Origin of the sequence: Streptomyces zhihengii, from assembly GCF_016919245.1 — a bacterium.
Lineage (GTDB): Bacteria > Actinomycetota > Actinomycetes > Streptomycetales > Streptomycetaceae > Streptomyces > Streptomyces zhihengii.
Genome location: NZ_JAFEJA010000001.1, coordinates 5,794,027 through 5,807,566, shown reverse-complemented (window position 1 = coordinate 5,807,566; position 13,540 = coordinate 5,794,027). Strand labels below are relative to the sequence as shown.

General features: G+C 75.5%; 11 protein-coding genes, 1 pseudogene and 1 riboswitch. Of the genes and pseudogenes, 9 read left to right on the top strand and 3 right to left on the bottom strand.

The features are described 5' to 3' along the window. Window position 1: 1 nt before the first annotated feature. The 3 genes from JE024_RS24650 (at window position 2) to JE024_RS24640 (ending at window position 2,480) form a co-directional block, all read left to right on the top strand. Entirely contained in the window at window positions 2-928 is a 927-nt protein-coding gene (locus JE024_RS24650; protein ID WP_205375675.1) for an N-acetylmuramoyl-L-alanine amidase, read from the top strand. A gap of 157 nt (window positions 929-1,085) precedes the next feature. Then, a complete protein-coding gene (locus tag JE024_RS24645) occupies window positions 1,086-1,895 on the top strand; it encodes a DUF5336 domain-containing protein (protein ID WP_205375674.1) in 810 nt (269 codons plus the stop codon). Between the two features lie 294 nt (window positions 1,896-2,189). After that, entirely contained in the window at window positions 2,190-2,480 is a 291-nt protein-coding gene (locus JE024_RS24640; protein WP_205375673.1) for a hypothetical protein, read from the top strand. A gap of 94 nt (window positions 2,481-2,574) precedes the next feature. On the opposite strand, the gene JE024_RS24635 is transcribed toward JE024_RS24640, so the two are convergent. From JE024_RS24635 to JE024_RS24625, 3 genes are read right to left on the bottom strand one after another with little or no spacing between them, the layout of a single operon-like run. Beyond that, window positions 2,575-3,660: a prenyltransferase gene (locus tag JE024_RS24635; protein ID WP_205375672.1), complete on the bottom strand. Its 1,086-nt coding sequence runs from the start codon at window positions 3,658-3,660 to the stop codon at window positions 2,575-2,577. After that, complete coding sequence (locus JE024_RS24630) at window positions 3,657-4,397, bottom strand: class I SAM-dependent methyltransferase (RefSeq protein ID WP_205375671.1); 741 nt, start codon at window positions 4,395-4,397, stop codon at window positions 3,657-3,659. The genes JE024_RS24635 and JE024_RS24630 overlap by 4 nt, the downstream gene beginning before the upstream one ends. Before the next feature lie 38 nt (window positions 4,398-4,435). Then, window positions 4,436-5,749: a glycosyltransferase family 4 protein gene (locus JE024_RS24625; protein ID WP_205375670.1), complete on the bottom strand. Its 1,314-nt coding sequence runs from the start codon at window positions 5,747-5,749 to the stop codon at window positions 4,436-4,438. 229 nt (window positions 5,750-5,978) lie between these two features. On the opposite strand from JE024_RS24625, the gene JE024_RS24620 reads away from it, so the two are divergent. From JE024_RS24620 to JE024_RS24595, 6 genes and pseudogenes are all read left to right on the top strand, one after another. Continuing rightward, window positions 5,979-6,611 (top strand): TetR family transcriptional regulator, encoded by a 633-nt coding sequence (locus tag JE024_RS24620; RefSeq protein WP_205375669.1) that lies wholly within the window; start codon window positions 5,979-5,981, stop codon window positions 6,609-6,611. Between the two features lie 490 nt (window positions 6,612-7,101). After that, a riboswitch (cobalamin riboswitch) is annotated at window positions 7,102-7,179 on the top strand. Between the two features lie 143 nt (window positions 7,180-7,322). Continuing rightward, on the top strand, window positions 7,323-8,573 hold the full coding sequence (locus JE024_RS24615; protein ID WP_205375668.1) for an SCO2321 family membrane protein: 1,251 nt from the start codon (window positions 7,323-7,325) through the stop codon (window positions 8,571-8,573). Beyond that, on the top strand, window positions 8,573-9,232 hold the full coding sequence (locus tag JE024_RS24610) for an SCO2322 family protein (protein WP_205375667.1): 660 nt from the start codon (window positions 8,573-8,575) through the stop codon (window positions 9,230-9,232). The genes JE024_RS24615 and JE024_RS24610 overlap by 1 nt, the downstream gene beginning before the upstream one ends. 389 nt (window positions 9,233-9,621) lie before the next feature. Continuing rightward, entirely contained in the window at window positions 9,622-10,755 is a 1,134-nt protein-coding gene (locus JE024_RS24605; RefSeq protein WP_205376708.1) for an energy-coupling factor transporter transmembrane component T family protein, read from the top strand. Beyond that, window positions 10,752-12,684: pseudogene (locus JE024_RS24600) on the top strand (ABC transporter ATP-binding protein). The gene JE024_RS24605 and the pseudogene JE024_RS24600 overlap by 4 nt, the downstream one beginning before the upstream one ends. Window positions 12,685-12,725: 41 nt before the next feature. Continuing rightward, window positions 12,726-13,535, top strand: a complete 810-nt coding sequence (locus JE024_RS24595; protein WP_244883058.1) for an ECF transporter S component — start codon at window positions 12,726-12,728, stop codon at window positions 13,533-13,535. The last annotated feature ends 5 nt before the right edge of the window (window positions 13,536-13,540 follow it).

The following is a 13,540-nucleotide window of genomic DNA, read 5'->3' as shown; positions in this document are numbered from 1 at the left end:
GGTGCCGTACGACGAGAACCAGCACCGCCCCACCGGACCGCGTCGCTCCCGGCGTGTTCCGGCCGCCGTCGCCGTGCTCGTGCCGGCCGCCGCCCTCGCCGGGTGGCTGCTGTGGCCGGGCGGGGACGAGGGGCGGAACGCGGGCGCCGAACCGTCCGCCCCGGCGCCCGTGACGACGGGCCCGGCGGACAAGCCGGGGGATCCGGAGGCGACCGGACCGTCCGCCTCCGCCTCGTCCGGGGCTCCTGCCGGGGGGCCGCTGGCCGGTCGGACCGTGGTCGTCGACCCGGGGCACAACCCCGGCAACTTCCGTCACACGAGCGAGATCAACAAGCTCGTGGACATCGGAACGAATCGCAAGGAATGCGACACCACGGGCACCGCGAGCAACGCGGGCCATCGCGAGGCCGATTTCACCCTCGATGTTTCACGCCGTCTTCGCACACTGCTCGAGAAGCAGGGCGCAAGGGTCGAATTCACCCAGGACGACGATCGTCCGTTCGGTCCGTGCGTGGATGAACGAGCACGGTTCGGCAACAATGCGGACGCGGACGCCGTGATCTCCGTCCACGCGGACGGGTCGGCGGTCGGGAATCGCGGATTCCACATCATCCTCCCCGGTCTCGTCAAAAGCGGCGAAGCCGACACCTCCCGGATCGTCGGCCCCTCGCGCGAACTGGGAGAACACCTCGCGGACGCCTTTGCGAGCGCCACCGGAACCGAACCGTCCAACTACATCGGCGACGGTACGGGCCTGGACGTACGGGACGATCTCGGCGGCCTGAATCTCTCGACCGTTCCCAAAGTGTTCCTCGAATGCGGCAATATGCGTGATCCGAAGGACGCGGCCCTGCTGGCGAACGCGAGTTGGCGTCAGCGCGCGGCCCAGGGAATGGCCGACGGGATCGCCGGTTATCTCCGTCGGTGACCCTGTGAATCGGGATACCGGGAGGACGGCCGGAACCGCCGGACGATAGATTCGCCTCTACGATGGGGAGTCTTCCCCCGAGCTCCGCGTCCGTGCACCCGCCCAGCGGGCGGCAGCGACGACCGCCCCGATGAGACGACCTACGAAGGACTGACACGTGAACATCCGCTCCCTCACTCGAGGCGATGGCGTGGTGATCGGAGCAGCGGTGTTGCTGTTCATCGCCTCGTTCCTCAAGACCTACGACGTCGGCGACGAAGGGCCGAACGCGTGGGACAGCCTGAACAGCGCCCTCGCCGTCTACATGGTCGGCGTGCTCGGCGCGGTCCTGATCGTCCTCTCCCGCACGCAGCCGCAGCGCAAGATCGCGGGGATCGACCTCGGCCAGTTCGGCGTCGCGGCGACGGTGTTCGTCGCCTGGTTCTTCTTCTGGACCCTCATCGACCTCGACCAGATCGACGCGGGCGCCGGCCTGATCCTCGGTCTGATCGCCTCGCTCGCGCTCACCGGCGCCGCGATCGCCACCCCGCTGGTGCCCGCGCTGAAGGCCCCGCTCGTCGGCGCCCCGCGCCCGGCGGCTCCGCAGCCCTACAACGCCCAGCCGCAGGGCGGTTACGGCTACCCCGCCGGCCAGCAGCAGCCGTACGGCGCGCAGCCCGGCCAGCCCCAGCCCTACGGCGCCCAGCCGGGTCAGCCGCAGGGCGGGCAGCCCGCCGGGCAGGGCGGCGCCCCGGCGCCGGCCGACGCCTCGCAGGGCGGCGGCTCCTCGGACTTCTCGCCGTTCTGGTTCGCCGTGCCGGTGGCCCGTCCGCTGTACGGCGAGGACGGTTCGCCGTCGCCGATCGCCGAACTGGCGCCCGGCACCTGGTACCTGGCGGTGGAGCAGCGCGGTCCGGGCCTGATCGCCCAGACCCAGGACGGCCGCCGCGGCGTCCTCCAGGACACCTCCGGCATCCAGCGCGGCTGACGCGACGCGGCATCCGCGAGTGCACGGCCGAGCGGCCCCCCGCCTTCAGGGCGGGGGGCCGCTCGCATGTCCGGACTCCGTGCGCAGGCCGCCGAGTCGGACGACCGGCGGCACCTCGCCCCTTCACGGGGTGGGCCGCACCGGGCGCCGCTTCGAGCGGCACGGGCCCGCCGGGTCGCCGGTGGGCACCGCCGCACCGGACTGCCCTCGGCCCTCGCGCCGAGGGACGGAGCCGCCGTCATCCGGCTTCGTCCGGACGGGTTTCACAGGCGCACAAGAGGCAAGACGCGGTACATGACAACACGCGCTGGCAACACCTCGGCCGCGGCGAGAATCATCGTCGTCGTCGCGGACGTGATGGCCTTCATCATCGGCCTGTGGATCCTGATGTACCTGCTGGACGCCAACCGCGCCAACGACCTGGTGGAGTTCGTCCGGGAGTCGGCACGCTGGCTGGCCGGCTGGTCGTACGACCTGTTCACCTTCGACGAGGAGTGGGCACGGGTGGTCGCGGGCTACGGTCTCGCGGCGATCGTCTACCTCTTCATCGGCCACGCCGCCGCGGGCGCGCTGCGCCGCCGCTGAGGCCGGGCACGGCCCGGCCCCCGGCCGCTCCACACCCCCGTGCGAGGCACCGGGGCACGGGGGCGGAGCCCCGGAAGCAGGGGCCCGCCCCGGGCTACAGCGCCCCGCAGCACTCGCTCCGGCGCACCAGCCCCGCCGGGAGGCGCTCCCCGCCGAAGACGGCGACCGTCGCCTCGTCGCCGCCGAGCGCGGCCACCGCGAGCAGCAGGGAGCCCGCAGTCCAGGTGGTGCGCTCCTCGGGCCACATCGCGCGGTTGCCCTCGAAGACGTAGCCCGTCCAGTACATGCCGTCGTCGGCGCGCAGGTGCTGGATGGACTGGAGGATCTCCAGGGCGCGGTCGGACTCGCCGGTGGCCCAGAGCGCGAGCGCCAGCTCGCAGCTCTCGCCGCCGGTGACCCACGGGTTGGGCAGCACGCACCGGACGCCGAGCCCGGGCACCACGAACTCGTCCCAGCGGCTCGCGATCCGCTCCCGCGCCGCGTCGCCGGTGACGGCGCCGCCGAGGACCGGGTAGTACCAGTCCATCGAGTAGTGGTCCTTGTCGAGGAACCGCTCGGGGTGGTGGCGGACGGCGTGCGCGAGCGCGCCGAGGGCGAGTTCCCAGTCCGGCTGCGGCTCCTCGCGTTCGTCCGCGATCGCCAGCGCGCACCGCAGCGCGTGGTGGATCGACGAACTCCCCGTCAGCAGCGCGTCGTCGACGGCGGTGCCGTCCGGCTCGCGCTTCCAGCCGATCTGGCCGCCGGGCTGCTGGAGGCCGAGCACGAACTCGACCGCCGCGTACACCACGGGCCACATCCGGTCGAGGAACGCCTCGTCGCCGGTGGTGAGGTAGTGGTGCCAGACGCCGACCGCGGCGTAGGCGCTGAAGTTGCTCTCCCGTCCCCGGTCGGTGACCGCGCCGGCGTCGCCGTCGTGGTAGGCCGCGTACCAGGAGCCGTCGGGGTTCTGGTGCTCGGCGAGCCAGGCGTAGGCGCGCGCCGCCGCGTCGTGCTCGCCCGCCGCGTCGAGCGCCATGGCGGCCTCGGTGTGGTCCCACGGGTCGAGGTGGTGGCCGCGGAACCACGGGATGGCCCCGTCCTCGCGCTGCCCGGCGAGTATCCCGGCGACGGTCCGCTCGGCCTCCTCGGCCGTCAGCACACCGGGCAGGACGAGGTGTTCGGTACGGCCCGAGGTGGTCACGCCCCCGCCTCCGGCACGCGGGGCAGGTGCGGCTTGGTCGCGTAGGCGACGAAGCTCTTGCCGATGAGCGGGTTGAGCGCCTGCTCGGCGACCCGGGTCGCGAGCGGCTTCTTCATGATGTCCCAGACCAGCAGCTTGTGGTAAGCCTTCACCGGCAGGGCCTTGTCGTTGTCCACGCCGAAGGCGCACTTGAGCCACCAGTACGGCGAGTGCAGCGCGTGCGCGTGGTGGGTGCCGTACGGGCGCAGCCCGGCCTGCTTCATCCTGCCGAGCAGTTCGTCGGCCCGGTAGATGCGGATGTGCCCGCCCTCGACCTCGTGGTAGGCGTCGGACAGCGCCCAGCAGATCTTCTCGGGGCCGTAGCGCGGCACGGTCACCGCGATGCGGCCGCCCGGCTTGAGCACCCGCACCATCTCGGCGAGGACGCCCTTGTCGTCGGGGATGTGCTCCATGACCTCGGAGATGATGACGACGTCGAAGGACTCGTCGGGGAACGGCAGGTTGAGCGCGTCGCCCTCCATCGCCGTGGCGGTGGCGCCCTCGGGGGCCTCGCCCGCCTCCTTCATCGCGGCGAACCACTTGGCGACCTCGCGGATCTCCTCGCCGTTCTGGTCCAGGGCCACGACCTGTGCGCCCCGCCGGTAGCACTCGAACGCGTGCCGGCCTGCGCCGCAGCCCAGGTCGAGCACGCGGTCGCCCGGTGCGAGCGGAAAGCGGGAGAAGTCGACGGTCAGCACGGGGGTCTGCCTTCCTGCGGGCGGTGCGTGAGGGTTTCTCAGGGGGTGCGGACGGAGGTCCGGGACGCGGCGATGGCCTCCCGGTAGCGCTCGGCGGTGCCGATCGCCGCCTGCTTCCAGGTGAAGCGGGCGAGGACCCGGGCCCGGCCCGCGGCGCCGAGCCGGGTGCGCAGGTCCTCGTCGCCGAGGAGCCGGCGCAGGGCGGCGGCGAGCGCGTCGGAGTCGCCGGGCGGCACCGCGAGACAGGTCTCGCCGTCGGTGCCGGCGACCTCGGGGATCGCGCCGCCGGTGGTGGCGACCAGCGGGGTGCCGGTGGCCATCGCCTCGGCCGCGGGCAGCGAGAAGCCCTCGTACAGCGACGGCACACAGGCGATCTGGGCGCTGCGCACCAGGTCGACGAGCTCGGCGTCGGTGATGCCCTTGACGAAGCGGATGGCGTCGCCCAGCCCGTGGCGCTCGATCATCTGCGCGACGGGGCCGTCCTCGGCGCGCTTGCCGACGACGACGAGGTGGGCGTCCGGCTGCTCGGTGCGCAGCTTGGCGAGCGCCTCGACGAGGTGGACGAGCCCCTTGAGGGGCACGTCGGCGCTGGAGGTGGTGACGATCCGGCCGGGGACCTGGGCGACGGACGGATCCGGCGAGAAGAGGTCGGTGTCGGCGCCGATGTGGACGACGTGGATGCGGTCGTCGCGGACACCGAGGTGCTCGGTGATCTCCTGGCGGGAGGAGCCGGAGACGGTGAGCACCGAGGGCAGGCGGCGGGCGACGCGCTTCTGCATCCGGGTGAAGCCGTACCAGCGGCGCACCGACAGGCGGCGCTTGATGTCGGCGGCCGCGTCCAGGTCGAGCTGCCGGTCCACCGTGATCGGGTGGTGGATGGTGGTGACGAGGGGGGCGCCGATGTCGCCGAGGAGCCCGTAGCCGAGGGTCTGGTTGTCGTGGACGACGTCGAAGTCGCCCCGGCGGGCGCGCAGATGGCGCCGGGCCCGCAGGGAGAAGGTGAGCGGCTCGGGGAAGCCGCCGGTCCACATGGTGGCGACCTCGACGGCGTCGATCCAGTCGCGGTACTCGTCCCGCTTCGGGGTGCGGAACGGGTCGGGGCTGCGGTACAGGTCCAGGCTGGCCAGCTCGGTCAGCGGGACGCCCTCGTCGAGCACCGGGTACGGCTGGGCGCCGATGACCTCGACATGGTGGCCGAGGCGGGCGAGTTCACGCGACAGATGGCGGGTGTAGACGCCCTGTCCGCCGCAGAACGGGTTCCCCTTGTAGGTCAGGAGCGCGATGCGCAGGGGGGCGCCGCCGTCGGCGGACGCGCCCGTGCGGGGGCCGATCTCTATGGCCTCTGCGGTCACCCACGGCCCCCTTCTCACTGCGTTCCGCCGGAGCGTAATCGGTCGCGCTAATGTAGAACAAGTTTCAGACTTGATCGTTCAAGAGCTTCGAATCTACCGGCAGGTAGCGCAACTGTGACCGGCGGATCAGGTGATTCACGCCACGACGGACACACCGTGTGCGGCACCATGCCGGGCGGGCGCGACGCCGCGCGCCGCACGCGTCACGGCATCACCAGGGACGGAACAGATGACAGCGGAAGCCAGCGGGGCCGCGCCGGGGGCCACGCCCCTGGTCGGCGGCGCACCGGCCCTCACCGAGCGCCAGGAGGCGCGCCGGCGCCGCATCCTGGCGGCCACCACCCAACTGGCCTGCCGGGGCGGCTTCGACGCCGTCCAGATGCGTGAGGTGGCCGAGGCGGCCGAGGTCGCGCTCGGCACCCTCTACCGCTACTTCCCCTCCAAGATCCATCTGCTGGTCGCCACGATGCAGGACCAGCTGGCGCACCTGCACACCACGCTGCGCAGGCGCCCGCCGGCCGGCGACTCGGCCGCGGAGCGGGTGGCGGAGACCCTGATGCGCGCCTTCCGCGCGCTCCAGCGCGAGCCCCATCTCGCCGACGCGATGGCGCGGGCGCTGACGTTCGCGGACCGCAGCGTCAGCGCCGAGGTGGACGCGGTGTCCCGGCGGACCGCGGCGATCATCCTGGACGCCACCGGCCTCACCGACCCGACGCCCGACCAGCTCTCGGCGATCCGGGTGATCGAGCACACCTGGCACGCCACGCTGATCGCCTGGCTCTCCGGCCGCGCGTCGATCTCCCAGGTGCGCGCCGACCTCGACACCGTCTGCCGCCTGATCGACCTGCCCCCGGCGGGGTGAGACCTCCGGGGGCGGTGGCGGTGTGAGGGCCCCGGGCCCCCGGGTGGCGCGGCGCCGGGGTGCCGTGGCGCCGCGCGGCCCCGGCCGCAGGTGGGTCGCGGAGCGGCCCGCGGGGGGGCGAACGTCCGGACGGGTGCGCGGCGGGCCGGAGCTGTGCGGCACGAGGGCTGTCCTCGCCGCAGCACGGCCCCGGGCCGCCCACGGCATCGCGTGGCGGAACACCCGGGGTCGGGTGCGCGGCGGGCCGGAGGCTGTGCGGCCCGAGGGCTGTCCTCGCCGCAGCGCGGCCCCGGGCCGCCCACGGCATCGCGTGGCGGAACACCCGGGGTCGGGTGCGCGGCGGGCCGAAGGCCCGGGGAGGCGGCGCTCGGTGGGGTGTGCGCGGTGTGGCCGGAGCGGGACCGGGGCGTGACCGGGGTGTGATCCGGGCCCCGCCTCCGGGCGGTGACCGGCCGGTACAGTGTGCGGGTCGTCCTCATTGCCCGTTCGGGGGGAAGCCGGTGGAAATCCGGCACTGACCCGCAGCCGTGAGCCGGCGGTACGAAACCGCCGGCGAGTCGGAATGCCCCGTACGCGGTCGTGACCGGCTCGTGCCGCCTGCGTCCCGCCGGTGGCCGGCACCGTCGAGGCATACGGAGCCGGAGCCCGGTGCCCTCGTGCGCCCGAGCCCGCCTCCCGCCGGAACCATCCGCAGGAGAGGCCACCGCCCGCATGACCACCGTCCGCCGCGGCTCCGCCGCGTTCGCCGTCGCCGCCGTGCTGGCCGCGGCCACCGCCCCGGCGGCCCTCGCCGCGCCGTCCCCGTCGCCCTCGCCGTCCGACGCCCTCCCGTCCGGCCTGTACGGCACGGGCGATCCGACGTACGACGGCGTGTGGCGGCAGTCGCTCGCGCTGCTCGCCCAGGACACGGTCGGCGTGGTCCCCGCCGCGAAGGCCGTCGACCTGCTGGCCGGTCAGAGCTGCGACGGCGGCGGGTTCCCGTCGTACCGCGCCGACACGTCGAAGCCGTGCGACGCGAAGCTGCCGCTGGACACCAACGCGAGCGCCGCCGCCGTGCAGGCGCTCGCCGCGCTGGGCGGCCGGGAGGCGGTCGTCACCAGGACCACCGACTGGCTGAAGTCGGTGCAGAACGAGGACGGCGGCTGGGGCTACAACCCCGGCGGCGCCAGCGACGCCAACTCCACCTCCGTCGTCGTCGGCGCGCTCCGCGCGGCCGGCCAGGACCCGGCGAAGGTCACCTCCCCCGGCGGCAGGAGCCCGCTCGACGCGCTGCTGACGTTCGCGCAGCCCTGCGACGCGAAGGAGGCCGGCGCCTTCGTCTACCAGCCGAAGACCCCCGGCATCGTCGCCGACTCGACCGCGGCCGCCGTGCTCGCCGCGAGCGGCCAGGGCTTGGCCGCCACCGCCGGCCCCGCGGCCCCCGGGGCGGCCACCGCCTGCACCGACGGCAAGGACCTCGCCGCCGCCGCGCGCAACGGCGCCCTCTACCTGTCGGGCGCCCTCGCGAAGTCCGGCCACCTCGACACCGCGCCGATGCCCGGCGCCGACGACTCCTCCCCCAAGCCCGACTTCGGCAACACCGCCGACGCGGTCGTCGCGCTCTCCGCGCAGGGGATGACCGAGCAGGCCGGCGCCTCCCTGACCTGGCTCCAGCAGAACGCCGCCGCCTGGGCGAAGGAGACCGGCCCCGCCGCGTACGCCCAGCTCGTCCTGGCCGCGCACGCCACCGGCACCGACCCGAAGGCGTTCGGCTCCACCGACCTCGTCGCGGGTCTGAACGCGACCGGCCCGGCGCCCGAGTCGGCGAAGGACGCCTCCCCGAGCCCCTCGAAGACGGACGGCGAGGACGAGAAGAAGGACGACGACTCCCCGCTGTCCACCTGGTGGATCGTCGGCGTCTTCTTCGTCGCCGCGGTCGGCATCGGGTTCCTGTTCAGCGGACGCCGGAAGAACCAGCTCTGATGCGTCGCCGGATCCTCGCCGTCCTCGGGCTCGGCGCGCTGCTCGCCGTGCTGGCGGCCGCGCCCGCCCAGGCCGCCGGCTACCGCTACTGGTCGTTCTGGCAGAGCACCGGCGGCGCCTGGACGTACGCGACGGAGGGCCCCGCCACCGCGCGCCCCGCCGACGGCTCGGTGAACGGCTTCCGGTTCTCCGTCAGCGAGGACAGCGGCGACTCGGCCCAGCCGCGCACCGCCCCCGACTTCGCGGCGGTGTGCGCGGACACGCCCGCGCGCGAGGGCACCAAGCGGGTGGCGCTCGTCGTCGACTTCGGCACCCCCGAGGACGCCGTGCCCGGCGAGACGCCGCCCGCGACGCGCACCGCCTGCGCCCGCCTCGCCCCGGACGCGACGTCCGCGGAGGCCCTGGCCCAGGTCGCGAAGCCGCTGCGCTACAACGGCGACGCGCTGCTGTGCGCCATCTCCGGCTACCCGAGGGCGGGGTGCGGCGAGAAGGTCTCCGGGGCCGATCCGGCGGGCTCGACGGCCCCGCGGGACACGGCGGCCGGCGAGCCGGCGGACGACGCGGGCTCCGGCCCGTCCGTCGGCGTGTACGCGGGCATCGCCGCCGTCCTCGCGCTCGGCGCGGCGGCCCTGTGGCAGTCCCGCCGCCGCCGCGGATGACCCCGCCGGACGGCGGCCCCCCGGGCCGGACCGGCCGCCACGCCGAGGACACCCCCGCGGGCGACCACGCGCCCGCACACCGCCGCACCGAAGCCGGCGCACCGGACCGGCCGGCAGGAGCCCGCGCCACCGACGGTCCGCCGGCGCAGCCGGCCCGGCACGACCGGCGGCCCGCCACGGGCACCCGCACCGGCCGGGATCCGAAGGCCCGCCGGGCCGAAGGCCGCATCACGGCGGACCGCCCCGCGGGCACCCGTGCCGAACGGCTCGTCGGCCACCGTGCGCACCCGCACGGGCCGGAGGAGCCCGGCACCGCGGGACGACCCGCGCGGGACCGGGCGGCCGGAGGGCGGCGCGGGCCCGGGACGCCGGGCGCGTGGCGGGCGCCCGTGGCGACGCGGAGCAACTCGCTGCACGCCGGGGCGTGGTGGCTGTGGGCCGTGGGCCTCGCGGTGGCCGCGTCGCGGACCACCAACCCGCTCCTGCTCGGACTGCTCGTCGGCGTCGCCGGATACGTGGTGGCGGCGCGGCGCACGGACGCGCCGTGGGCGCGGTCGTACGGGGCGTTCGTGAAGCTCGGGCTGTTCGTGATCGCGGTCCGGATCGTGTTCTCCGTCGCGCTCGGCTCCCCCATCCCCGGCACCCATCTGCTGTTCACGCTCCCCGAGGTGCCGATGCCCGACTGGGCGGACGGCATCCGCCTCGGCGGCCGGGTCACCGGGGAGCAGCTCCTGTTCGCGCTGTACGACGGGGCCAAGCTGGCGACGCTGCTGATCTGCGTCGGCGCGGCCAACGCGCTCGCCAACCCGGCCCGGCTGCTCAAGTCGCTGCCCGGGGCGCTGTACGAGGCCGGTGTCGCGGTCGTCGTCGCGATGACCTTCGCGCCGAACATGGTCGCCGACGTGCTCCGGCTGCGCACGGCCCGCAGGCTGCGCGGCCGCTCCACCGGCGGGGTGGCGGCCGTCGCCCAGATCGCGCTGCCGGTGCTGGAGGGCGCGCTGGAGCGGTCCGTCGCCCTCGCCGCGTCGATGGACGCGCGCGGTTACGGGCGCACCGCGCAGGTGCCGCGCGCCGTGCGCCGCACCACGGCCGTGCTGACGCTCGGCGGGCTGCTCGGCGTCTGCGCCGGGTCGTACGGGCTGCTGGCGGCCGAGGGCGCGGGCTACGCCGTGCCGCTGATGGCCGCGGGGCTGGCCGCCGCCGCCGTGGGGCTGTGGCTGGGCGGGCGGCGTTCGGCGCGCAGCCGCTACCGGCCCGACCGCTGGGGCGCCCGGTCCTGGCTGGTCGCGGGTTCGGGGGCGGCCGTGGCCCTGCTGATGATCCGGGCCGCTTCGCTGGACCCGGCGGCCCTGCACCCCGGCGTCGTACCGCCGACCGTGCCCGAACTGCCGCTGTGGCCCGCGCTGTCGGTGCTGATCGGTCTGCTGCCCGCGTTCGTCGCACCGCTGCCGCCCGCCGCCGCGGGCCGCGTCCCGCACACCCCCGAGCACGCGCCCGAAGGACCCGAGGAGCCGAGCAAGTGATCCGCTTCGACGATGTGACGGTGACGTACGACGGTGCCGGCGCGCCCACGCTGGACCGGGTGGACCTGACCGTGCCGGAGGGCGAACTGGTGCTGCTCGTCGGCCCGTCCGGGGTGGGCAAGTCGACCCTGCTGGGCGCCGTCTCGGGGCTGGTGCCGCACTTCACGGGCGGCACGCTGCGCGGCCGGGTCACCGTCTGCGGGCGGGACACCCGCACCCACAAGCCGCGTGAACTCGCCGATGTCGTCGGCACGGTGGGGCAGGACCCGCTCGCGCACTTCGTGACGGACACGGTGGAGGACGAGCTGGCCTACGGCATGGAGTCGCTCGGGCTGGCCCCGGGGGTGATGCGCCGGCGGGTGGAGGAGACCCTCGACCTGCTGGGTCTCGCCGAGCTGCGCGACCGGCCGATCGCCACGCTGTCGGGCGGCCAGCAGCAGCGGGTGGCCATCGGCTCGGTGCTGACCACCCACCCGAAGGTGCTGGTGCTGGACGAGCCGACCTCCGCCCTGGACCCGGGGGCGGCCGAGGACGTCCTGTCGGTGCTCCAGCGCCTGGTGCACGACCTGGGCACGACGGTGCTGATGGCGGAGCACCGGCTGGAGCGCGTCGTGCAGTACGCGGACCGGGTGATCCTGCTCCCCGGCCCCGGCGGGGCCCCGGTCACGGGGACGCCGGCCGAGGTGATGGCCGTCTCCCCGGTCCGTCCGCCGGTGGTCTCGCTGGGGCGCCTCGCGGGCTGGTCGCCCCTCCCCTTGTCCGTGCGCGACGCCCGCCGCCTCGCCCCCGCCCTGCGCGACCGTCTCGCCCCGTGTGCCCCGGGCCCGCACGCCGACCCGTCCGACGGGGCCGCACCGGACACCCCGGCCGCCGCGCGCGGCACCGACCGGTCGGCCACGCCGGGCACCCCGGCCGGTGCGGGCAGCACAAGCCCGGCGGCCACGGCCACGGCCGCCACAACCACCACCCCGGCCGATGCGGCGGGTGCCGTCGCACCGGGCGGCTCCGGCGCCCCCGGCCGGACGGCCGCCCCGGAGGCCCCCGCCGCGTCCCCCGCCGCGTCCCCCCCCGCCCCGGGGCGCCCTGCGCCGGGCGTTCGCGCGGCTCGGCGCGGGCGGGCGGCGGGCGGAGCGCGCGCCCGCGGCGACCGCGGCCGGCCCCGGCGGGGCCGCCCGGGTGCGGGCGCTGGGTGTGCGGCGGGCGCGGATCGAGGCGCTGCGGCGGGTCGATCTGGACGTCGAGGCGGGCGAGACCGTCGCGCTGATGGGACGCAACGGCGCGGGCAAGTCCACGCTGCTCGGCGCCCTGGTCGGCATGGTCGCGCCCACGTCCGGCGATGTCCGGGTGGGCGGGCACGCCCCGCACCGCACGGCGCCCGGGGAGCTGATCCGGCATGTCGGCCTGGTGCCGCAGGAGCCGCGGGACCTGCTGTACGCGGACACCGTCGCCGCCGAGTGCGCGGCCGCCGACGAGGACGCGGGCGCCGGGCCCGGCTCCTGCGCCGCCCTGGTCGCCGAGCTGCTGCCCGGGGTCCCGGGCAGCACCCACCCGCGCGATCTGTCCGAGGGGCAGCGGCTGGCGCTGGCGCTGGCGATCGTGCTGACGGCCCGCCCGCCGCTGATCCTGCTCGACGAGCCCACCCGGGGCCTGGACTACGCGGCCAAGGCCCGGCTGGTGGGCGTGCTGCGCGCGCTGGCCGCCGAGGGGCACTCCATCGTGCTGGCCACCCACGACGTGGAGCTGGCCGCCGAGCTCGCCCACCGGGTGGTGATCCTCGCCGACGGCGAGATCGTGGCGGACGGCCCGACGGCGGACGTCGTGGTGTCGTCCCCCGCGTTCGCCCCGCAGGTCGCGAAGATCCTGGCGCCGCAGCACTGGCTCACCGTCCCCCAGGTGGCGGCGGCCCTCGGCGAACGGGGGGCGGAGTGAGGCGGGCCGGGAGCCGGGAGGGCTCCCGCGGGCCGCGGCCCGTGCGGCTGGGGCTCCGGTCGGCGGCCGCGCTGGTCCTCGTCAGCGCGGTCGGTGCGGTCTTCTTCGGCTGGCCGCTGCTGGCGGACCGGGACTCGGGGCTCGCGGCGCACTCCGGGGACGCGCCGTGGCTGTTCGGCGCGCTGCTGCCGCTGCTGGTCGCCGTGGTCGTGGCGACGATCGCGGACTCCGGCATGGACGCCAAGGCGGTGGCGATGCTGGGCGTGCTCGCCGCGGTCGGTGCCGCGCTGCGCCCGCTGGGCGCGGGGACGGCCGGGCTGGAACCGATGTTCTTCCTGATGGTGCTCAGCGGGCGGGTGCTCGGGCCGGGCTTCGGCTTCGTGCTCGGGGCGGTGACGATGTTCGCCTCCGCGCTGCTGACCGGCGGCGTGGGCCCGTGGATGCCGTTCCAGATGCTGTCGATGGCCTGGTTCACCATGGGCGCCGGGCTGCTGCCCGGCGCGGAACGGCTGCGGGGCCGGGCCGAGCTGGCGATGCTCGCGCTGTACGGGGCGTTCGCGGCCTTCGCCTACGGCACGGTCATGAACCTCTACGGCTGGACGATCATCACCGGCATGGCGTCCGGCATCTCGTACCACCCGGGGGACCCGGTGCAGGACAACCTGGTGCGCTTCCTCGCGTACGTGACGGCGACCTCGCTGGGCTGGGACCTGGGGCGGGCGGTGCTGACGGTGGTGCTGACGCTCACCCTCGGCGGCACGCTGCTGAGGGCGCTGCGCCGGGCCACCCGGCGGGCGGCCTTCGAGGCGCGGGTCACCTTCGAGGAGTCCTCCGGGGCGCCGCGCGGGTGAGGCGG